General features: G+C 45.3%; 13 protein-coding genes. 7 read left to right on the top strand and 6 right to left on the bottom strand.

The window, feature by feature from the left end; translation table 11 throughout:
- The first annotated feature begins 40 nt into the window (after window positions 1–40).
- The 4 genes from ACQRBJ_RS05990 (at window position 41) to ACQRBJ_RS05975 (ending at window position 9,221) form a co-directional block, all read left to right on the top strand.
- Window positions 41–2,071, top strand: a complete 2,031-nt coding sequence (locus ACQRBJ_RS05990) for a glycoside hydrolase family 28 protein (protein WP_445303090.1) — start codon at window positions 41–43, stop codon at window positions 2,069–2,071.
- A gap of 21 nt (window positions 2,072–2,092) precedes the next feature.
- A complete protein-coding gene (locus tag ACQRBJ_RS05985) occupies window positions 2,093–3,883 on the top strand; it encodes a glycoside hydrolase family 43 protein (RefSeq protein WP_445303089.1) in 1,791 nt (596 codons plus the stop codon).
- Between the two features lie 328 nt (window positions 3,884–4,211).
- Complete coding sequence (locus ACQRBJ_RS05980; RefSeq protein ID WP_445303116.1) at window positions 4,212–7,463, top strand: SusC/RagA family TonB-linked outer membrane protein; 3,252 nt, start codon at window positions 4,212–4,214, stop codon at window positions 7,461–7,463.
- A 48-nt stretch (window positions 7,464–7,511) separates the two neighbouring features.
- Complete coding sequence (locus ACQRBJ_RS05975; protein ID WP_445303088.1) at window positions 7,512–9,221, top strand: RagB/SusD family nutrient uptake outer membrane protein; 1,710 nt, start codon at window positions 7,512–7,514, stop codon at window positions 9,219–9,221.
- Between the two features lie 246 nt (window positions 9,222–9,467).
- On the opposite strand, the gene ACQRBJ_RS05970 is transcribed toward ACQRBJ_RS05975, so the two are convergent.
- The 3 genes from ACQRBJ_RS05970 to ACQRBJ_RS05960 are packed head-to-tail and all read right to left on the bottom strand — an operon-like array spanning window position 9,468 to window position 14,183.
- The gene (locus ACQRBJ_RS05970; protein ID WP_445303087.1) at window positions 9,468–10,895 is read right to left on the bottom strand and encodes a glycoside hydrolase family 57 protein; all 1,428 of its coding nucleotides are present in this window, start codon (window positions 10,893–10,895) and stop codon (window positions 9,468–9,470) included.
- Between the two features lie 58 nt (window positions 10,896–10,953).
- Entirely contained in the window at window positions 10,954–12,222 is a 1,269-nt protein-coding gene (locus ACQRBJ_RS05965; protein WP_294969990.1) for a glycosyltransferase family 4 protein, read from the bottom strand.
- A gap of 17 nt (window positions 12,223–12,239) precedes the next feature.
- Window positions 12,240–14,183, bottom strand: a complete 1,944-nt coding sequence (locus ACQRBJ_RS05960; protein WP_294969993.1) for a glycogen debranching enzyme N-terminal domain-containing protein — start codon at window positions 14,181–14,183, stop codon at window positions 12,240–12,242.
- Window positions 14,184–14,408: 225 nt separating this feature from the next.
- Between ACQRBJ_RS05960 and ACQRBJ_RS05955 the strand changes: the two genes are divergently transcribed.
- On the top strand, window positions 14,409–15,113 hold the full coding sequence (locus tag ACQRBJ_RS05955; RefSeq protein WP_441937457.1) for a Crp/Fnr family transcriptional regulator: 705 nt from the start codon (window positions 14,409–14,411) through the stop codon (window positions 15,111–15,113).
- A gap of 92 nt (window positions 15,114–15,205) precedes the next feature.
- Here ACQRBJ_RS05955 and ACQRBJ_RS05950 read toward each other — a convergent pair whose 3' ends face one another.
- The 3 genes from ACQRBJ_RS05950 to gap form a co-directional block, all read right to left on the bottom strand.
- Window positions 15,206–16,129: a diacylglycerol kinase family protein gene (locus ACQRBJ_RS05950; RefSeq protein ID WP_295345803.1), complete on the bottom strand. Its 924-nt coding sequence runs from the start codon at window positions 16,127–16,129 to the stop codon at window positions 15,206–15,208.
- Window positions 16,130–16,255: 126 nt separating this feature from the next.
- Window positions 16,256–17,224 (bottom strand): tRNA (adenosine(37)-N6)-dimethylallyltransferase MiaA, encoded by a 969-nt coding sequence (gene miaA / locus ACQRBJ_RS05945; RefSeq protein ID WP_445303086.1) that lies wholly within the window; start codon window positions 17,222–17,224, stop codon window positions 16,256–16,258.
- Window positions 17,225–17,428: 204 nt separating this feature from the next.
- A complete protein-coding gene (gap, locus tag ACQRBJ_RS05940) occupies window positions 17,429–18,460 on the bottom strand; it encodes a type I glyceraldehyde-3-phosphate dehydrogenase (RefSeq protein ID WP_118152030.1) in 1,032 nt (343 codons plus the stop codon).
- A 416-nt stretch (window positions 18,461–18,876) separates the two neighbouring features.
- On the opposite strand from gap, the gene mscL reads away from it, so the two are divergent.
- Both mscL and ACQRBJ_RS05930 read left to right on the top strand, forming a co-directional pair.
- Window positions 18,877–19,311, top strand: coding sequence for a large-conductance mechanosensitive channel protein MscL (gene mscL, locus ACQRBJ_RS05935; RefSeq protein ID WP_295345801.1), 435 nt, complete (start codon window positions 18,877–18,879; stop codon window positions 19,309–19,311).
- A gap of 322 nt (window positions 19,312–19,633) precedes the next feature.
- Complete coding sequence (locus tag ACQRBJ_RS05930) at window positions 19,634–22,738, top strand: SusC/RagA family TonB-linked outer membrane protein (protein ID WP_441931824.1); 3,105 nt, start codon at window positions 19,634–19,636, stop codon at window positions 22,736–22,738.
- Window positions 22,739–22,759: the final 21 nt, after the last annotated feature.

Raw genomic sequence — 22,759 nt, 5'->3', positions numbered from 1 at the left:
AAGTAGTAACTTTGCCAAAAAGAAATTAAGCCTAAAAAATATGAATAGAAAAATGATCAAAACCATCGTGCTCGCAGCACTCATGGCTGTGCCTTTCTTTGCTAAGGCACAAACTTTTGCCGGCATCACTGCTGAGCAGAACGCACAGAACACCCCTGTGGGTTGGACTGCAGTCAACTTGCCTCAGTTGCCTGCTATCACTTCGGCAAATACGTTTAACATCAAGGATTATGGCGCCTCTACATCTGCTGCAGATAATACCAAGGCTATCCAGAAAGCTCTTGATGCAGTTCCTTCAACTGGCGGTATGGTCGTAATACCTGCGGGTACCTGGATGTTTGGAAGTAAAGACCAGATGACAAGCACTACTGAGGTGCTCAGCATCAAGTCAAAGACTGTACTCCACCTTTGCGCTGGAGCCACCTTGAAACTCGTGGAATATGGCAAGGCGCCTAACAACAAAACGATCTTTATCGGTTGCAAGAACAAGAACCAAAGCGACATTGTTATTGAGGGCGAAGGTGAGACTTCCATCATCGACGGACAGGGAACACGCTGGTGGCAAGCTCGCGACAACAAGGAGACATTCAATCCGGGAGCGATGATTCGCTTCGAGAAAGGCAGCCGATTCCTGATTCGCAATCTCAAGGTTCAAAATACTCCGGGTGTCAACATCACCTTGAGTAACAGCAATGGTGCAAACAATGGTACTGTTCATGATGTAACCATCTATAACCCTTCTTCTGAAACCAAGACAGAGCAGCCTTCTCATAACACAGACGGTATCTCCATCTGGGGTCATCACATGAACATCTATAACTGCAACATCAGTACAGGTGATGATAACGTGGTTTGCGACAATGATGCACAGTACATCCATGTCTGGAACTGCAAGTTCGGTACAGGACATGGTGCTTCTATCGGTAGCTACACCAAGAACATCAAGCATGTATGGTTCGACAATATCACCATGAATGGTACAACTGCCGGTATCCGCATGAAAACGGGTATCAACAGTGACGGTACGCTGCGTGGCGGTGGCGAGGAGGACTGGAAGTTCACCAACTTCACCATGACCAAGGTGAAGAACCCATTCTCAATCGACTGCTACTACGACAAGAACTACAACAGCGATCCTGCCGTAGATAAGGCAAATGCAAGAGTTTTGGATAGCACATCCCCAACATACAATGGTATCCTGCTTCAGAACGTGAAGACAACAGATGTTTGCGATGGCAAAGCCATCTTCCTGATTGGCCGTCCTGAGAGTCATATCAAGAATGTAACACTCGACAATGTGCAGATTTCGGCAAAGACAGGTATCGATATCCGTTTCGTAGATAATCTCGTATTCAAGAACAACTCTAAGATTACATGCCAGTCTGGCAAACTCTGGGTTCGCCAGTACGATTCTACAGTAGACGACCAGTGTGATGCTACAGGGACAGGTACAAATCCAAATCCCACTCCAAACCCAGGTGAGACAACAGAAATAAGCTATATTCTGGATGCATCAACCAGCACTTCTTCAACCGCAGATCCATCACCATGGACGTTCAATAACGGTTGCAGCATAGAGAGCAGCAAAGGTTACGCTACAGCTAAAAACAATACCATCAAGTACAGCAAGGGCGTACAGTTTACCATCAACCTGCCCGAGAATATTACCATTACATCGGCTACATTTGCAGGATATGCCAATGAAAACAACAAGACCTGCTATCTCGGCGAACTGAACGGAACAACCTTTGCCAGCGATAAATATGTGTTCCCTAGCCGTACAACCCAAACGGATACGAGCACAATGTTTGATATTACTCTAGACACTCCAGCTACAGGCGCTCTTACCTTCACACCACAAGATGCACAAGCCGCTTGGGTTATCACTCTGAAAGGTGTAAAGGTAACTAGTTCCGGTATCAACAATGTTGTTTTAACCGCCAAGGTAAACAATAACAACATTTACGACCTCAGCGGTCGCATGGTAAAGCTCAATGCCAAGGCAGAAGACCTGCAAGGTCTCAAAAAAGGTATCTATATCTACAACAACAAGAAATACGTAGCTAAATAATTCATTTAAACATCGGTAACAATGAAAATAAAATATCATTCACTCCTGTGCATTCTCGCCACCATCGCATTGAGTTCTCCGCTCCCTGCACTGAGCGTGAATGCCCAGAAAGCAGTATCCAAGACATGGAATCCGAACCTGAAGAACGGAATGTATCGCAACCCGGTAATTGACGCCGACTACTCAGACCCTGACGTATGCCGTGTGGGCAATGACTACTATATGACTTCCTCTTCCTTCCAGTGTTTCCCTGGCTTGCAGATTCTGCACAGCACCGACCTGGTAAACTGGGAGATTATCGGTGCTGCCCTACTCGATGACTATCCGGTTTTGCCTGAATACCAGGGCACCGAACTGGATTGGCGCAAGAAGGTTCAGCATGGTAACTACGTATGGGCACCATCCATCCGCTACCATGACGGATGGTTCTATATCTACTGCGGTGATCCAGACCAGGGACTCTTCATGACCAAGACACAAGATCCACGCGGTCCTTGGGAGCCTATCACCTGGGTGATGAAGGGAAAAGGTCTTATCGACTGCTGCCCTCTCTGGGATGAAGACGGCAAGGCTTATCTTTCACATGGATGCGCCGGTTCCAGAGCCGGTATCAAGTCGGTGTTATTCGTAGCTCCAATGTCACCAGACGGCACCAAGGTTATCGGTCCTTCACGCATCGTATATGACGGCCATGAAGACCAACCTACCATTGAGGGCACCAAATTCTACAAGCGCAACGGCTATTATTACATCATGAGTCCTGCGGGCGGAGTGAAGTATGGCTGGCAGGTAGAACTGCGTTCCAAGAATCCATACGGTCCTTACGAGGAGTATGTTGGTATGGCTCAGGGAAAGAACAAGAAGGTGAACGGCCCTCACCAAGGTGCTTGGGTAGATACACAGAACGGTGAAGACTGGTTCCTCCACTTCCAGGATAAGCATGCCTATGGTCGTGTGGTTCATCTGCAGCCTGCCAAATGGGTAAACGACTGGCTGGTTATCGGAGACGACAAGGACGGTGACGGATGCGGAGATCCAGTTCAGCAATGGAAGAAGCCCAACTTGCCATCAAGCGGAAACTTCCAGCCTAAGGAATCGGATGATTTCAACAGCATAGACCTCGGTCTGCAATGGCAGTGGAACGGTCCTTACAGCCACTACTGGTATTTCTGCGATGCCAAGAAATCAAAGTTGCGTCTATATGGTGTTGAGCAGATTGAAGGCGCCAAAAATCTTTACGACCTTCCTAATCTCCTGCTCCAGAAGGTTCCTACCGAGAACTTTACAGCCACAGCCAAGGTAAAGTTCATTCCTAACCGCACCGAGGCTTACAAGGAGAAAGATAAGGTGTTGGGCGAAAGCGCAGGTATGATTATGCAGGGAATGGATTATGCAGCCCTCAAGTTTGTAGACACCAAGGAAGAAGGTGTTGTATTGCAATATGTAACTTGTGAAAAAGCTGACAAAGGAAAGGAAGAGAAGGTGGTAAAGCAGGTAGCCATCAAGACCAGCAAGCTGCCTAAACCTTACACCGTGAAGTATGCGATAGATGATATACCTTCATCCCGCATCGCTACTCTGGATGTATGGCTCCGTGTAAAGGTTCACAGCGAGGGAATCGCTAACCAGATTCAAGGCATTGCCGAATGGAGCTACAGTCTGGATGGTAAGAAGTTTACCAAGATTGGCAATCCATTCACCATGCGCGAAGGCAAGTGGATTGGAGCCAAGCTAGGTTTCTTCAATACCCGCACAGCCAAGAAGAACGATGCCGCCTTCTTAGACATCGACTGGATACATTTCGAAAAATAACCCCTATTTACCCCGCAGGCAGATGATTTTTCTGCCTGCGGGGGGTTCTGTTCACTTATTTTGGTACTAAGAAATCTGGTAATTCTACAGAATTGCGAAAACGTTTACGTAACAATTTCCATTAAAATCCATACAAGATAACGATATTTTTATTACTTTTGACGGCGAAATCAAAGATAATCTAAATAATAATCTCTGATTCCTATTGATCTAGAAGAATAATACACGACAACAATTGCCTGTAAATTCAAAAGACCAAACAAATATTTAAAAGTAATATAACCTATAAAACAACATCATTATGTATCAACAACTTAAACGTGCCAGCATGGCACTTGCTTTAGGCTCTGTTTGTATTGGTGCGTTTGCACAACAGAAAACAATACAGGGTACGGTGAAGGATTCTAATGGCGAGCCAATGATTGGTGTTACCATTACCGACCAAAACGGTAAAGCTGGCGGAATCACAGACTTGGATGGTAACTTTACTATCCAAAACGTAGAACCTAACACGGTTCTTACATTCAGCTATGTAGGCTGCAAAACACAAAAAATCAAAGTAGGAGGTCAAAAGTCATGGAACATTACACTCGAAGATGACAACGCAGCTCTTGACGAGGTCGTTGTTGTGGGTTACGGCACCATGCGTAAGAGAGATGTCACCGGTTCTATTGCATCTATCAACTCTGATAAGATTGCAGCTCGTGGCACAACCAATCTCGCAGAGTCTTTGCAGGGTTCAGTACCTGGTGTCAACATTACCCAGTCAGGTAGCCGTGCAGGCGCAGGCTTCAATATCCAGGTTCGTGGTCAGGCTTCAATCAACAAGCAGGCTCAGCCTCTCTATGTAATCGATGGTGTAGTTTGTGACAACATGGACTTCCTAAATCCAGACGATATCGACCGCATCGATGTATTGAAAGATGCTTCATCTACCGCCATCTACGGTTCCCGTGCTTCTGCCGGTGTCATCATGATTACTACCAAAGGCAGCAAGGGCGCAGACAAGGCTCAGAAGGCCACCATCTCCTACGATGGATATTATGGCGTAAAAAAGCTTGCCCGCATGCCGGAATTGATGGGTGCCAATGAATTCATGGATTACCGTTTTGCCAGATATACCACTCTCGATGGTAAGAGCTACGATGGCTCAAGTCGTAAGGGTGTTGATGCCGATGGACATCCACACTACATCATAAAGGATACCGACTTGAATTCAGCCTTTCTGACCCGCAAGGGAGGAACCAGCTACAAGGATTCAAAGCTTTACGAACTAATGATGGATCCAAGCTTCGACGGTTACGACTGGAAGAAGATGGTAACCCGCACAGCTGCTCAGCAGAACCACTTCATCAGTGCTGCAGGTGCTACAGATAAGGTAAACTACCGTGTAGGTATGGGTTATCAGGGCGAGGAAAACGTATTCAAAGGCAATGACTATGAGCGTTTCAATCTGAAGGGTGCCATGGATGCCAAGCTTTCCAAGATATTTGATGCAGGATTCTCTGTCAACTTATCTATGAGCAGTACAGAAGACGTATGTACTGATGGAACTTATTCACCATACGTAAACGCATTCTATTTCAACCCATTCGTATCTCCTACAGATGCTGATGGCAACTTGATTCCTAACCCAGGAGCCAAAGCAGCCTTTGGTTCAGATGCTCAGTTTACCTCGACATACAACCCATTGATTGACCTCTATGATGGTAATTATACCAATGAGACCAAGAAATATACCATGATGGGTAACTTGTTTCTACGTGCCAATATTATGAAGGGATTGAAGTTTACGACAACCTTCTCTCCAAACTATTCTCACAAGCGCCAGGGCATCTTCTATGCCACAGGTATCAACGAGGGCAACGATGTAGGTTCTACCTACTATCAGAAGAACAAGACCAACTTTGCATCTGTTGCAAACACCAGCCGAATGGATTGGACCTGGGATAACCAAATAGACTATAACGAGACTTTTGGTGACCACAACATTGGTGCCATGGCCCTCTTCTCACTCTATAAAAGCAATACTGAGTATCAATACGAAGAGGCTAAGGGTATCGCCAACGATCATACTACATTCCACAATCTGGGTTCAGCTAGCGGTGATAAGAATCTCTCCAGCAAATACAACGAGTCATCTTTGGAGTCATTCGCCTTCCGTGCCAACTATTCTTACAAGGGAAGATATATGGCAACAGCCACACTCCGTGCCGATGGCAGCTCCCGTTTTGCCGATGGCAACCGCTGGGGATGGTTCCCATCTGTAGCTGCGGCATGGCGCATCTCTGATGAGGCATGGATGAAGCAGTTCAGTTCTTGGCTTGATAATACCAAACTCCGTGTATCTTATGGTGTTACAGGTAACAACAATGTGGGCGACTATGTAACCATCGCTTCTGCGACAGGTCCTACATACGTGACACTCGGTGGTACCGAAGTACAGGGTTATCACCCTAACGGATTGGTGAACACAGCCCTCATCTGGGAGAAGGTAAAGGAATTTGACCTCGGTCTGGACCTGAGTTTCCTGAAGAATCGCATCAATTTGACAGCCGACTTCTACAACCGTCTTTCTGATGGTCAGATTATGTCGCGCTCTGTGCCTCTGGAAACTGGTGAGAAGACATCTACCTTCAACGTAGGTTCTGTCCAGAACAGAGGTATCGAGTTGGGCTTGCAGTTCAATATCATCAACAAGAAGGATTTCTCTTGGAGTGCCAACGTGAACTTTGCCCGCAACTGGAACAAAATCAAAGAGTTGAGTAATGGTAAGATTGATGAAGTTGCCAACAACTGGTTCATCGGCGAGCCATTGAACGTACTCCGCGACTATACCCACACAGAAGTTATCACTGACAAGGGTGTAACAATGCATACTATGAATGGTGACAAGCACTATACCCTAAAGGAATTCTACGACAAGTATGGCAAGAAATACAAGTGGTATGAAGGCCAGGTAGCCGTTAATGACTGGAACGACGACGGTAAGATTGATGACAGTGATAAGCAGATTTATGGTTGCACCGATCCACGCTGGACAGGAAGTCTCTCTACCAATGTCTATTTTAAGGGCTTCGACTTCTCCATCATGTTCTATACAAAGAGCGGATTCTGGTCACGCAGCTATTTCCACGAGAAGTATATGAAGTATAGCGACCGTGGTAATGCCCACATGAAGTTGGATTACTACATCCCTGCAGGAGCACCAATCATCAATCATGAGACAGGTGAGATTACAACCGCCACAGAGACCCACTACGGAAAGTATCCTTATCCAAACAACAGCGATACATCTATGGGTGGTTATTTCGGTGACAAGGGTTCAGCCAAAGGAGAAGGCTTCGAGTATCAGAAGACTTCATTCACCAAGGTTAAAAACATCACCCTGGGTTACACCTTGCCAAAGAACGTAGTGAGCAAGGCTGGAATCAGAAACCTTCGTGTTTACATGAATATCCTGAACCCATTCTGCTTCACCAACTACAAGGGCTTCGACCCTGAGTGGGCTTCACAGAGCTTGCAGAACGGTGGTCCATCATCTGTAACCTATCAGTTTGGTGTCAACTTGAAGTTCTAAGCTTCATCCCAATTAAGTTCTAAACTTCATATAAAAAAGGAAACAATTATGAAAAAGATATTATATAGCGTAGCTCTCGCTGCTTGCTGCATGAGCACCATGACCAGCTGTAGCGACTTCCTGGACGCAGAAAACAAGTCGAATGTGAGCGACAAACAAACTTTCGCTACCAAAGATGGCTTCAACACTTTGGTAAATGATGCCTATCAGCGTCTGCATAACATCTATGCAGCACCTCTATTCACCAGCTGCTTTTCTGCAGGTACAGATATGTATGCCGATGCCCGAAATAAGATGAATGAGGCATTGAACACTTATGAGACCTTGACTCCTGAAAATGGTGATATTAAGAATCTCTATACTTATCTCTATGCAGGTATCCGTGCTGCTAATTCTGTATCTTACTATGCACAGAGCGCTAAGATAGATGATGCCTTGAAGAACAAACTCGTGGGCGAGGCACGCGTACTGGCAGCATACGAGTACTATCTCCTGGTGAACAACTTCGGCGGTGTTCCTATCATGAAGGATTTCCTCACTTCTGCAGAAACCGGATATCCAAAGTCTTCTGCAGAAGAAGTATATGGCTACATCATCAGCGAGCTGGAAGATGTCATCAGCAAGAACGTGCTCGAGGCATCTACAGCTACCAAGGGTGGTGGCCGCATCAGTCAGGAAACAGCCAAGGCTATCCTTGCCAAGACCTATCTCTCAGCAGCATGGGACCTCGGCAAGCAGGATTACTTTGCCAAGGCAGCTTCTCTTGCCGATGAGGTAATTGCAGGCAGAAAGTTGACCACACCATTTGCCAGCCTTTGGAAGGCAGATGGTTCTGGCGATGATAACGCAGAGTTCCTCTGGGATGTAGAATATGATCTGGCAACAGCCAACAACACAACATCGGGTGGTACAGCATGGAGCACATACTACTGCAACTACTTGGGTGGAGCCGAAGATCCTATCAAGGCAACTACCTCTAGCTATGTGCCAACAATCTATGCTTTGCATTGCTTTCAGAAGGGCGACCTGCGTTACGATGCTACCTTCATGAAGGAATTGCCAGATGTGAATAAGGGCAATGCAGCAGGAACTGGTTATTGGACTTGGTATAAGAATGGTGAAAGTCTGAAGGGCTATCCTGTAACCCGTTATTATTCAGCATGGTATGAGACCGATGCCGACTTCGAGGCATGGAAGAAAGAAGACCCAACCAACAGAGCTAATACCTACCGCATCCCTATGGATACACAGACTAAGGAGGCACAGAATATGGATGGCAAAGATATGGAATACTATGACAACCAGCAGTTGGTATATGGTTCTAACCCTTGCAAGAAATTTGATGACAGCCAGACTGCATCGAATCAAGGCAACACCTGCTATCGTGACATCCATATCATCACATTACCAGAAATGTATCTCGTAGCAGCAGAGGCTTATCTGAAGGCTGGAGCTAATGATAAGGCTTTGGCTCGTCTCAATGAGGTTCACCAGCGTGCTGGTCTTGCTGCACTCACCGGCACTGTAACAATTGACAACATTTTGGACGAAAGTGCATGTGAAAACTTCGGTAACGGGGCACGTTGGATGGATTTGCGCAGAACCAAGACTTTGGTGGAGCGCTGCACCAAGTATAACCACGAGATGGGAGATAAGGCTGCCCAGTATATAGGAGAAAAACTTCTACGTCCTATCCCACAGGCAGCTATTGATGCCAACGATATGTTGACATCAGCAGACCAGAATCCTGGTTATTAAGACAAGATTTGATGAAGGATTTTTTATAAATACCACGACATACACAAAGAAACTATTTAATTAAAGACTGTAATCTAGGATTAAGAATCTTGAGATTACGGTCTTTTTTCATTTCCTGTCTCCTTTTCGTTCGCTAAACATAAAGAATAGAATTTTATCACGATTTCCACGTGTAGAAATGAAATAGAGATTAAAAAAGCCCAGAGGATTATCCCTCTGGGCTTTTTATTTAAAATAGAACTATTTTTATTCAGGCTTAGCTCCCTCCTTCTTAGAAGCAGCCTTCTTAGCTGTTGTCTTTTTGGCAGCAGGAGCCTTCTTGGCTGCTGGCTTCTTGGCTGCAGCAGGCTTGTCGCCACGAAGTTTTAACACTTCCTTCTCAATCTTCTCTATCTTAGCCTGAAGACGTGTAATTTCCTTGTCTCTCATCTCAATCTCCTCGTCCTGGTTGGTGATGGTAGTGAGAAGACTCTCGAGCTGCTCATTATCCACCTCAGCAGGATAAAGGTTGTTGACGCGAGTGATGAAGTCACCAAGAATGTTCATATAGTTGGTGAAAGCATCAAAAGGACTAGAGTAAAAACCGCGGTCCAGACCTACGTTACTTGGCTTGGTAGTCATGAAACGGAAGTTGTTGCTAGCCTGGAGATAATCCCAGTCCTGATTGATACGAGGATCGTTGGCTATGCGAACACGGTCGGCTACGCTATAGAGCTTGTTGAAAGCCTCACGCTGCATTGGGTTACCGAGCCATGAGCTGACATCACGTTCCTCGTCTACCCAACTCAATGTATCAGGAACGTTGATTTCGCCTACAGACTTCATCTTCTGGAAAATCTCGGTAGGAGTAGAGAAGGTAATACCACGGTCCTTAGCACACTGTGGAAGCGCCTTCAGGAACTCGAGAATATTGCTAGACAAAGGCTGGGCAATACCCAAAGCAGAAAGCTCCATGAAGATATTGATAACCTGCTCCTCTTCCGGGAAAGCAGCAATCTGATTCATGTAGTTGTCTGCAAAGAGAGGATAACCTTCCCAATCACTGTTACTGAAACGCAGAGAAATGTCATCGCTCAGACGAACATCGCGAAGCAAAAGCTTCAACTTTGGGTTCATGGCACAATGATAAACATAGTGTGGAGACTTCCAACCCAATACGTGCTTAGCACCCTCGGTCAACATACCCATGAAGCCCATATCAGCTACCTGAGCACCAATCTCGTCACTATAGATGAGAGAAGAGTTGCGGAGTACGGTAGGCTCCTTGCCGAAACATTCCTTGATCTTAGTGCACTGGCGCTTCACCTCATCCTTGAAGCTAGCCTCATTAACCAATGAAGCAAGACCGTGAGAATAAGGCTCTGCGAGGAATTCCACGCAGCCAGTGCTGTTCAACTCCTGCAGTTTCTCCATCACCTGAGGAGCGTGGAGTTCCAACTGCTCCATACCCACACCAGAGAGTGAGAAAGCCACCTTGAAAGATTTACCATTCTTCTCTATCATCTCCTGAATGGCATTCAAGGCTGGCATATATGAACGCTCAGCGATATCGTTGATGCTACGATCATTCTCATAATCATCATAGTAGTAATGATCGGTACCGATATCGAAGAAGCGGTAGCGTTTCAGATGGGTAATCTGATGTATCTCGAAATATAAACAAATTGTTTTCATACTTTGAACTTTAAATTTTGAACTTTGAACTTTATGATTAGCCCTTTAACATTAAAAATTACTTCCACCCCAAAGTCTTGAGATAGAGGTCTTTGATGCGGGCTCCCACTTTCTCCCAGGTAATCTGGTCAACTTCCTTCTTGCCTTCCTCAGAGAGATAGTCGAACAGACTCTCGTTGTGGCAGATGCTGTAGATGGCATCGGCAAGGGCATGAATATCCCAGTAGTCAACCTTGATACAGTTGGTAAGGATTTCTCCACAACCACTCTGCTTAGAGATGATAGTAGGTGTGCCACACTGCATCGCCTCCAGAGGAGAGATACCGAAAGGCTCACTCACTGATGGCATGACATAGACATCACTATCCTTGAGACATTCGTATACCTGCTTGCCACGCATAAAGCCTGGGAAGTGGAAACGGTCGGCAATGCCGCGTTCTGCTGCCAGATAAATCATCTGGTCCATCATATCACCCGAACCTGCCATGCAGAAACGCACGTTGCGGGTACGGTGCAATACCATATTGGCTGCCTCTACGAAATACTCAGGACCCTTCTGCATGGTGAGACGGCCCAGGAAGGTTACCACCTTCTCCTTACCCTTATGGTTAGGACGTGGAATGTCTTGCCACTCCTGCTTCAATGGATAAACGGCATTGTGCATGGCGAAGCACTTGCGTGGATCCTGGTGATACTGATGAATAACTGTCTGACGAGTCAACTCAGATACACACATGATACAGTCGGCATTGTCCATACCGTCTTTCTCGATAGAATATACGGTAGGGTTCACCTTACCACGGCTGCGGTCGAAATCGGTAGCATGTACGTGAATGCACAATGGCTTTCCACTCACTCGCTTGGCATGAATACCAGCAGGGAATGTCAACCAGTCGTGGGCGTGGATAATATCAAATTCTTCGCTACGGGCAACAACTCCGGCAATGATACTGTAGTTGTTGATCTCGTCGTGGAGATTAGATGGATAACCGCCGGCAAAATCCATACAGCCGAGGTCATTCACGTTCATATAATTAAAGTCAGCATAGATGTGGTCACGGTAGCGGAAATAGTCATCAGGATCCATAATGTTGCCTACGCGCTGCTGTACATAGTCGTGATTTACATCACGCCAAGCAATAGGCACACTGTTCATAGCCACAAATTTACATGCACTGCGGTCCTCATCACCGAAAGGATGAGGCAGACACAATGTAATATCGACATCACCCTGGGCATGCAAGCCCTGAGAGATACCAAAGTTGGCAGTAGCCAAGCCACCAAATACGTGAGGAGGATACTCCCATCCAAACATTAATACTTTCATATAGCGTCCTCCTTATATTAATATTGATACTTTTCTAGTAATTCGAGCGCACGGAGAATCTCTGCCACATTCATGGCGAAAGATGTGGCGCCTCGACCTGCAAATGGTGGGTTGCCATCGAAGAGCTCACTGATAGTACCGAGACAATGATAAGACATCTCGTCTTCGAAACCTACCATCTGACGCTCAACGAAACTCAAGCGTGTACGCTTATAGAGTTTCAGACTCGCCTCCATATAGAAGCCGCAAAGCCATGGCCATGCTGTACCCTGATGGTAAGCATGGTCGCGCTGGGTCTGAGGTCCTACATAGATAGGATTATAGCCACCGCTCTTTGGAGAAAGAGAACGCAATCCCTTAGGAGTCAGGAGTTCACGGGTACAGATATCAAGTACCTTCTTCTTCTGGTCCTGAGACAATGGTGAATAGTCGAAGGCTACTGGGAATATCATGTTTGGACGAACACTCCAATCCATCATGTTACCATCTACATAATCGTAAAGATAGCCATATTCATTGAGGAATGTATCTACAAACGACTTCTTGGTAATCTCTGCCTGAGCCAGCAATTCCTGCTGGTCAGCCTCCTCACCTACTGCCCCTGCCAAAGAAGCACAGAAGCACAATGCATTGTACCACAGAGCATTAAACTCAACAATATATCCGGTACGAGGAACCACAGGACGGCCATTGGCGGTAGAATTCATCCATGTAACAGCCTTGTCTCTTCCATTGGTATAGAGCAAGCCGTTCTCCTTCAATTCCAGGTTAGGATGCTTGTTGTCCTGGATGAAACGAATCACGTCCTTGATAAACTGGCCATACTTCTTGTGGCACTCTTCCTTAGAGGTTTCCTTGGCATACTGCTGCAAAGCCCAGACTGCCCAAAGTGGCACGTCAGGCTGCTCTATCTCAGTAATATGAGCTGTAAGAGGCTTGCCCTCCATAAACTCATAGTATCCGCGCATGGCAGTCTTCATGACCAATTCAAAGTAATCGTTCTCCTCAATAGAGAGCGTAAGACCAGGAAGAGAAATGAACGTATCACGGGCACGGCACTTGAACCATGGATAACCGGCAAGGATATAGCGGTCATCATTCTTCTCACGACGATGGAACTGATGAGCAGCATTGACCAGACAATGGAAGAAGTTGTCGCGAGGCGAACGCTCGTCAACCTCTGTGTCAAAAAGTTTCTTCAAGCTACTGGTCTTGATTTCAGAAGTAGCTGCAGAAAAGACGATAGTCTCGCCCTTCTTGATACCCATTTCGAAATATCCTGGAACATAGAGGTCTTCATTAGAAGCATAACCTCTCTCCTGCTCCTTTGGATATTCTACTCCACGATACCAGTCTGGGCAGAATTTAAACTCGTTCTTCTTAGAGAACTGCATATAAAGGTCAGGATAACCAGCATACATGCAAGTCTTGATTCCGTTGTCTATAGCAGAATAGTCACGAGAAGCTGTTGAATTCTCATGAGTAAACTGGCGAACGCTACGGAAAGCCAAGAATGGACGGAAACGAAGTGTGGTGGCAGAATGTCCGTCTACCAAAGTATAACGAATCAGAATACGATTCTCATAATGCTGGAAAACGACCTCTTTCTTGAGGATAACACCACCTACGCGATAAAGTGTAGTAGGCACCTTATCGCAATCAAATTCACGAATGTACTTATGGCCGAGCGGACTAAAATTATTGCCTTGGTACTTGTGCAAGCCGAGATTGAATTCAGCGCCATGCTGAATCACCGTAACATCGAGCGAACTTAAGAGCACATGATTCTCATCGTCCAGTTCTGGAACCGGAACGACAAGCAATCCGTGATACTTTCGCGTATTACAGTCTACAATCGTTGAGCACGAATAAGCACCCGAGCGGTTTGTTCTTAACAACTCCTTTGGCAATGACTCTTGTAAGTTAGTCATTAGGGCCTTTTCGAATTTTAGATAACTCATAGATCTATATTAAGGTTTATAAATTATTGACTTTAATCTATTTTGCATTCAAAGGTAAGAAAAAATAATGGTATAGCAAAGGAAAAAGCGCGACTTTTTCTTAAAATCTTCATTTTATATGTTATAGAACATATTTTTTGCTTATTTTTTTCATTTATGTGGATTTTTTTATGTACTTTTGCACACGGTTTTAAACCAATATAAACAAAACGAACAAGAAGGATAATGGCAAAACATAAGATTTGGAATATAGATAGTGCAGCCAAGGAAGTGGCAAACTTGTGGGGCGGCATCAAGGGTGAACAGCTCGCGATGATGAAAACGTATATACAAGTCACCAAATACAAGAAGGGTGAAATCATATATGAAAATGGTACTATTCCCAAAGAAGCCATGTATCTGCTTGCAGGAAAGGTGAAGATTTACAAGGATGGAATCAACGGAAAAAGCCAGATAATCCGCGTTATCAAACCTAGTGAATTTCTGGGATTCCGTGCCTATTTTGCCAATGAAGCCTACAGAACTGCAGCAATGGCTTTAGACAACTGCGTAGTGGCTCATTTTCCTATGAAGGTTCTCATGAAGATGCTGCAGAGCAGTTACAACATCGGCTTTTATTTTATCAAATACCTGAGTATTGAAATCGGTAAATCAGACGACCGCACTGTCAATCTCACCCAAAAGCACATCCGTGCCCGCCTTGCCGACGCTCTTCTTTTCCTATTGGATTCTTATGGACTGGCTAAAGACGGTTGCACCCTGGATTGTAGTCTGAGCCGTGAAGATTTAGCCAACATTGCCAATATGACGACAAGTAACTGTATTCGCACCCTATCCTCCTTCGTGACGGAAGGCCTTATCAGTACGAACGTAAGAAAAATAAAGATCCTGAATGAGGAAGAACTGAAGAATATTGCAGAAAGGGGATAAAAAACACAATACGCCTTGAAAGGGCAAAAGCATCAATGAAAGCCTTTGTACTTTCAAAGCGTATACAGTTAAATTTTATTCACGACCTCCTACTACGCAGGAATCAGGAAATTGACAACTTCCTGAATAACGGTAATCTGGTAAGGTCCTACCGGCGTATTCATCAATCTGCCATCAATACCAACCAGGGCATTGGATGAAACCTCCACTTCTCTGGTACGGTAAGGATGCACACTCTTATGATTCAGGAACTTACCTTTCACAAAGAGGTAAATACCCTCAAAGAGTTGCGTCATCTGCGGATGATAAACCACAGAAACATCCAGCAAACCATTGTATGGCACAGCATTAGGAGTTTGTCCGTAACCCGTTGCATTACCGACGCACATGGTCATTACCCTGCGCTTGATGACATCTGAATTGATTTTAATATGCATCTTATAATCCAGACGCTGGAAGATCATCAGGATGAAAGAACACAGGAACGACAGCGTACGGGAGCCAAACATGTGATGAGTTTTCCTTCTCAGGTTCATGATGGCAGCAATCAATCCTATATTGATGCAGTTGAGGAAATAACGTCTGCATTTCTCCCCTTTCTTATTCGTATAACGGATACATCCAAGGTCTATCTTTCTGATTCTTCTTGCTTTAAGAGATGCCACCGTTTTTTCAATATCGCTGTCGCTGAATCCCCAGAAATGGGCGAAATCATTCATCAATCCATTAGGAATCACACCCAGCGCCACCTGTTCACGCTCCTCAGTATTCATCTGCATCAAGCAATTGACGGCATCATTGAGCGCAGAATCTCCGCCCACAACAACTATTGTCTTATAGCCATTGTTGACAAACATCTTAATCAGTCGCTCTACGCTTTTCTGATTTTCACTCTGCACAAAGTCATAATCTACATTTTGTGCCTTGAGTACCTTTTCTATTTTTTCCCAGCGCTTATTGCTTCTCCAGCCGCCTCGAGGGCAGTAAAGCAATCCCCATTTATTCTCGTTTATCATTGTCTCTTCTTTGTAATTTGAAAGTTGAATAATATTACCTCCACCTAGACACCGTCCTCAAAAGCCTAGACACCGTTGCATCCGATTCCATCGGATACCAGCCCGAGCCAGCTTTCAGGCTACACCTTAGCTCCTCATCAGCTCCAAAACAGCCTCCACCTTTTTCTCCATTGGCTGCAGGGCATCTATCCAATTGATGGTAAACCCTCTTCGCTCCATACCGCGGAACCAGGTCATCTGGCGCTTGGCAAACTGATGGATGGCTATCTCCAAACCTCTGAACATTTCATCATAGGTGGTTTTACCAATCACATATTCGGTGATAAACTTATATTCCAAACCATAATAGATGAGGTTATCTGCTGGAATTCCCCTGTCGAGCAAACCTTTGATTTCATCTACCATTCCTTCCTGGAGTCTCTGCTTCAGCCTTCGGGTAATCTTTTCTCTACGGGCATCACGATTGATACTGACACCTATAATAAGCGAATCTACCGAAGGCAATTCCCGTTCCGGCATAGGATGCTCCAGATTATAGGTTTCTATTTCGATAGCTCGGATAGCCCTCTGTGCAGTATCCACATCTGTGCGATTGTGCATATTGGAACCCGTTTTAGCCTTCAACTCTTTCAGCATCACCGTTAGCTCATCCAGGCTCTTATCAGCCAGCCGGTCTCTCAACTCCTGATTCTGTGGTACAGGCGAAAGATGATATCCCTTGAGCACAGACTCAATATACAGTCCTGTTCCGCCGCACAAGATAGGCAGTACGTCCCGTTTCCGGATATCGAGATAGGCATCATAGAAATCTTGCTGATATTCAAAGAGGTTATACTTGGTTCCCGGTTCGCAGATATCTATCAAGTGATAAGGTATCAACTTGCCGTCCACGGTATAATCTTCCAGGTCTTTTCCCGTACCGATGTCCATGCCACGATACACCTGGCGACTATCGGCGCTGATAATCTCCGCCCCCTGGGTAGTTCCCCCCCACGACGCAGCATCCAAGCTGTTGATCTTGGAAGCAAGCGCTGCGGCAAGGCTCGTCTTTCCGCTCGCAGTAGGACCTAATATGGTAATCATCGTCTGTTTCATGCCGCAAAGATAAAGGAAATAATTGATAATACAAAATAAAACGAAAAGAAATTCTCACATCAAGACAATCTGAGCAATCATTTGTGAGTTTTTGAACAAAAAAGGAAGTATATAGACAGAAAAGAGAAGTATGTATATAGAAAAAGCCGCCCAGCATCAGAAATGCTGGGCGGCTATATTTCTTAATCGTTAAGAGGCAACGAATTAACCGTTGTGCTTCTTCATGATCTTGATCAACTCAACAACCTTGTGTGAGTAACCAATCTCGTTGTCATACCAAGAAACAACCTTAACGAAGTTGTCTGTCAAGTAAACACCTGCGTTAGCGTCGAAGATAGATGTCAAAGCGCAACCCAAGAAGTCAGAAGAAACAACAGCATCCTCTGTGTAACCGAGTACACCCTTCAACTCACCCTCAGAAGCAGCCTTCATTGCAGCGCAGATAGCCTCCTTAGAAGCAGCCTTCTTCAAGTTAACTGTCAAGTCAACAACAGATACGTCCAAAGTAGGAACACGCATAGAGATACCTGTCAACTTACCGTTCAACTCAGGGATAACCTTACCTACAGCCTTAGCAGCACCTGTAGAAGAAGGGATGATGTTGCCAGCAGCTGCACGGCCACCACGCCAGTCCTTCATAGATGGACCGTCAACAGTCTTCTGTGTAGCAGTTGTAGAGTGAACAGTTGTCATCAAACCTGTCTCGATACCGAAGTTATCGTTCAATACCTTAGCGATAGGAGCCAAGCAGTTTGTTGTACAAGAAGCGTTAGAAACGATCTTCTGACCATTGTACTTGTCAGTGTTAACACCGCAAACGAACATATCAGCCTGGTTACCGTTAGCGTCAGCCTTAGAAGGAGCAGAAAGTACTACATACTTAGCACCAGCCTTCAAGTGCTTCTCAGCCTTGTCGTAAGCGAGGAAGAGACCTGTAGACTCAACTACGTACTCTGCACCAACCTCATCCCACTTCAAGTTCTCAGGATCACGCTCAGCAGTAACACGGATGTGGTTACCGTTTACGATCAACTCGCTCTTCTCAACGTCAGCCTCGATAGTACCGTCGAACTGACCGTGCATTGTATCATACTTCAACATGTAAGCCATGTAATCAACAGGGCACAAGTCATTGATAGCTACTACCTGTACTTCCTTTGCGTTCTCAGCCTCAACTGTAGAACGGAATACGAAACGACCGATACGGCCAAATCCGTTAATACCAATCTTAATCATTGTTCTAATATTTAAATTAAAAGTTTAAAAATTATATCTTTTAAGCTATCAAGCGAATCCGAAGGAGCTGATAACACCTTTTTTCATCCCTATCAAGCATTTTTTCTTCTTTTCGTGCGCAAAGTTACAAAAAATTTTCTAACTTTGCACACGAATAGAGTATTAAATAAGTTAAAAAAAGGCGATAGAACTCGAATATTACCTATTTTAAGCACTTTAAGATGCCATACTGACAACTCCATATAGCAAAATGCGATTATTAAAAGGAAGTAGAATATGACACCAGAAGATAAAGTGAAAGTTGCGTCTGAAACTTACACCTTATTATATTAAGGGGGAAAAGCTTCATCGTACACAGAAAAGCAAAAAATAGATCATTTCAAGGAAAGTATTAATCATTATAAACATTAAAGACTATGGGTAAATTTTTGAATGAATTCAAGCAATTCGCCATGCGTGGAAATGTGCTCGACATGGCAGTCGGTGTAATCATCGGTGGTGCTTTCGGCAAGATTGTAAGTTCTGTAGTAGATGACATCATCATGCCTCCTATCGGATGGCTCATCGGTGGCGTCAACTTCTCCGACCTCAAAGTCACACTTCCATCAGTAGAGGTGATCGGTGGCGAGAAGCTTCAGGCTGCAACCATCAACTATGGCAATTTTCTCCAGACCACTCTCGACTTTCTCATCGTTGCCTTCTGTGTATTCCTGCTCATCAAGGTAGTGAACAAGGTTACCGCCAAAAAGGAGGCAGAGAAGCCTGCTGAAGCTCCTAAGGCTCCAGAGCCTACCCAGGAAGAGAAGCTCCTGGCAGAGATCCGTGATTTGCTGAAAGAGCAGAAGGGATAACCACTGTTTTTTTCATGGCAGAATAAAAAAAGAAGACAGGAATGAGAGGATATGAATACCACTATCAAGGCTTGAGAAGTATTCCATCCCAACCATTCCTGCCCCTCCTTAAAGAAAAATACTATATATAAATAAGGTATAAAAGAAAAAGAGCCACAATAACTCCCCTACTTTTGAAAAAAACACACATTTTTCACGTTTATTAAAAAATTCTTTCATTTTTCCTTGCTGATTACATATTTTTTTTGTAGCTTTGCCCCGAAATAAGATCTAAGTAGGTACACTAAATCTTAATTAAACATCAACTCTTAACATAAACAATATGAGTAAGAACATGAAACCTAAAGACCAAATGAAGACAGCGTTGCTGATTTGTGCGCTGACTTCCATGTCTCCTGCGTTTGCAAATGGTACTATGGTAAAAGCTGACAACTTGAACCACCCTACCACCAGCATCCAACAGCAGAAGAAAGTAGCAACAGGACGTGTTGTCGACAATCAAGGCGAACCTCTTATCGGTGTTACCGTGATGGAAGTTGGCACGTCCAATGGAACAGTAACCGACCTAGACGGAAATTTCTCCCTCAGTCTGAAAAATCCTAATGGCAAGATTACAATTTCCTACGTCGGCTTCAATCCACAGACTCTTACAGCTGCAAGCAACATGCAGATTACCATGAAGTCTGAAGACAAGGAGCTCAATGAAGTTGTAGTTGTAGGTTACGGTACACAGAAGAAGGTGAACCTCACCGGTTCTGTATCATCAGTGGATAGCAAGGCTTTGGAAAGCCGTCCTATCCAGAACTTGCAGAGTGGACTCCAGGGTATGATGCCTGGTGTTACCATCAGCGGTACCAATGGTGCTCCGGGTATGGACTCAGGTAGCATCAACGTACGTGGTGTGGGAACCCTCAACTCTTCCTCTCCTTATATTTTGATTGATGGCGTAGAGTCTGGTACCATGAGTAGCCTCGACCCTAACGATATCGAGAGCATCTCTGTATTGAAGGATGCTGCTTCTGCTGCCATCTATGGTTCCAAGGCTGCCAACGGCGTTATCCTCATCACCACCAAGCGTGGTAAGAGCGGCAAGCCTCAAGTTTCTTATAATGGTTATGTGAGTGTGCAGAATCCAACCAGCCTGGTTGACCGTCTGGATTCATACGAGTATGCCCACATGCTGAACGATGCGCTCGAAAGCGAGGGCAAGGCTAAGAAATTCACCTCTGAAGAGGAAATCAATGCACTTCCTAATACCGACTGGTACGACCTGGCTTACAAGACTGGTTCTCTGCAGCACCACAACGTAAGCGTGAACGGTGCAACAGAGAGCGTAAACTATCTCGCATCTGTAGGTTATCTGAAGCAGTCGGGTATCTTGCCTCACGCTGGACGTGAGCAGGTTAACGGCCGTACCAACCTGGAGATGAAGATCAACAGCCGCCTCACAGCCCGCTTGAATCTCGCTTACATCAAGAACGATTATACCGACCCTTCTTCTGCATACGCAGGTGGTGGTTCTGACCAGATTATCCGTCAGCTCAACTTGATTGCACCATGGATTACCGCTCGTTATGACGATGGTACATGGGGAACCATTTCTGACGGTAGCCCTATTGCATGGCTCGATAACGATCTGAAGGTATATCGCCGCAATACCAACTTCACAGGTCTCTTCGGTGTTGATTACAAGATTCTTGACGGCTTGACAGCTAAGTTGAGTGCATCTTATGTTAATAACAACCAGAACTACGACTACTTCCAGAAGTTCTTCGTTTACAATGCGAACAAGAAGACCGATCCAAATTTCCACGATGAACGAGTATATAAGTGGGAGCGCAAGACCTTCGAGGCATTGCTGAACTACAACAAGACCTTCGGACAGCATACCGTTGGGGCTTTGGCAGGATGGCATGCAGAGGCTTACGACTATAAGTATTGGTACACTTACCGCAAGAACTTCCCTAATAATAGTGTTACCGATATCAATGCCGGTGATGTATCTACGCAGCAGGCACAGGGAAATACCCGTGAGTTGAATATGCTTTCATGGTTTGGTCGTGTTAACTACGACTTTGCAGGCCGTTACCTCTTCGAGGCTAACCTCCGTGCTGATGCATCCAGCCGTTTCGCAGATGGTCATCGTTGGGGTTACTTCCCATCATTCTCTGCAGGTTGGCGTGTGAGCGAGGAAGCTTTCATGGAGGGAACCAAGTCTTGGCTCTCTAACCTGAAGATTCGCGGATCATGGGGTCAGTTGGGTAACCAGGAGGCTTTGAGCGATTACTATCCAGCTATCAATACATACAACATCAACGCCAAGTATGCATTCGACGGCAAGGTAACATCCGGATACTACCAGAGTTCATACAAGATCAACACCATCACATGGGAGAAGGCGACCACATGGGGCGTAGGTGTTGACCTGGGATTCCTCGATAACAAGATTACTGCATCTGTTGATTACTACAACCGTCTTACAGATGGTATCCTGATCTCTGTAGATGCTCCTTACGAGTTTGCTTTGGGTAGCTATCTTGACAATGTGGGTCAGATGCGCAACCAGGGTGTCGAGATGAGCCTCAACTACAACGATAAGATTGGTGAGGTGACAGTAGGCGCAGGCTTGAATGTTGCATACAACAAGAACAAGATTGAGAGCATGCCTGGTAAGGGATACGTAGGTACTGGCTACAACCAGCGCAACGCTACGGGTCAGGAGTTCAACAGCTACTATGTATATAAGGCTGATGGATTCTTCCAGACTGATGCTGAGGCACAGGAGTATATGAACAAATACTGGCCAGCAGACGGTTCAAAGGGTTCTTGTCCTTTCGGCGGTGGCAGCTTCAAGGCTGGTGACTTGAAATATGCGGATATCAACGGTGATGGCAAGATTGATGCCGAGAACGACCGCTTCTATGCAGGCAGTTCTGTTCCTCGCTGGACCTTCGGTTTGAACCTGAACGCAGCTTGGAAGGGTTTCGACCTCTCTCTGTTCTTCAATGGACAGTTTAAGGCTTACCGCTACTTCGATGCATACGAGGTAGAAGGTGCTTTTGTGGGCGACAGCTCTCACCCAGCAACCATCTGGAGAGACTCCTGGACTTACAACAAGTCAAATCCTAAGATGCCAAGATTGTTCACCAATACAAACTCTCCTAGCTCTTCTCGTCAGGTGATTTCTACATTCTGGCTCAAGAATGTATCTTATTGCCGTTTGAAGAACTTGCAGCTGGGTTACTCACTTCCTAAGTCGGCACTCGAATTCCTGCATGTCAACAAGCTACGTGTTTACTACTCTTGCGAGAATTTGTTCACAATCGACGACCTCGACATCAACGTGGATCCAGAGGCTACGAGCCAGCGACTCAGCTCTTATCCATTGCTCCGCACTCACTCATTCGGTTTGAGCGTAACATTCTAATAACTTAAAAAGGATATTATC

This window comes from Prevotella sp. SGI.167, from assembly GCF_050313615.1.
Classification (GTDB): Bacteria; Bacteroidota; Bacteroidia; order Bacteroidales; family Bacteroidaceae; genus Prevotella.
This window is presented reverse-complemented; position numbering and strand designations above follow the sequence as displayed.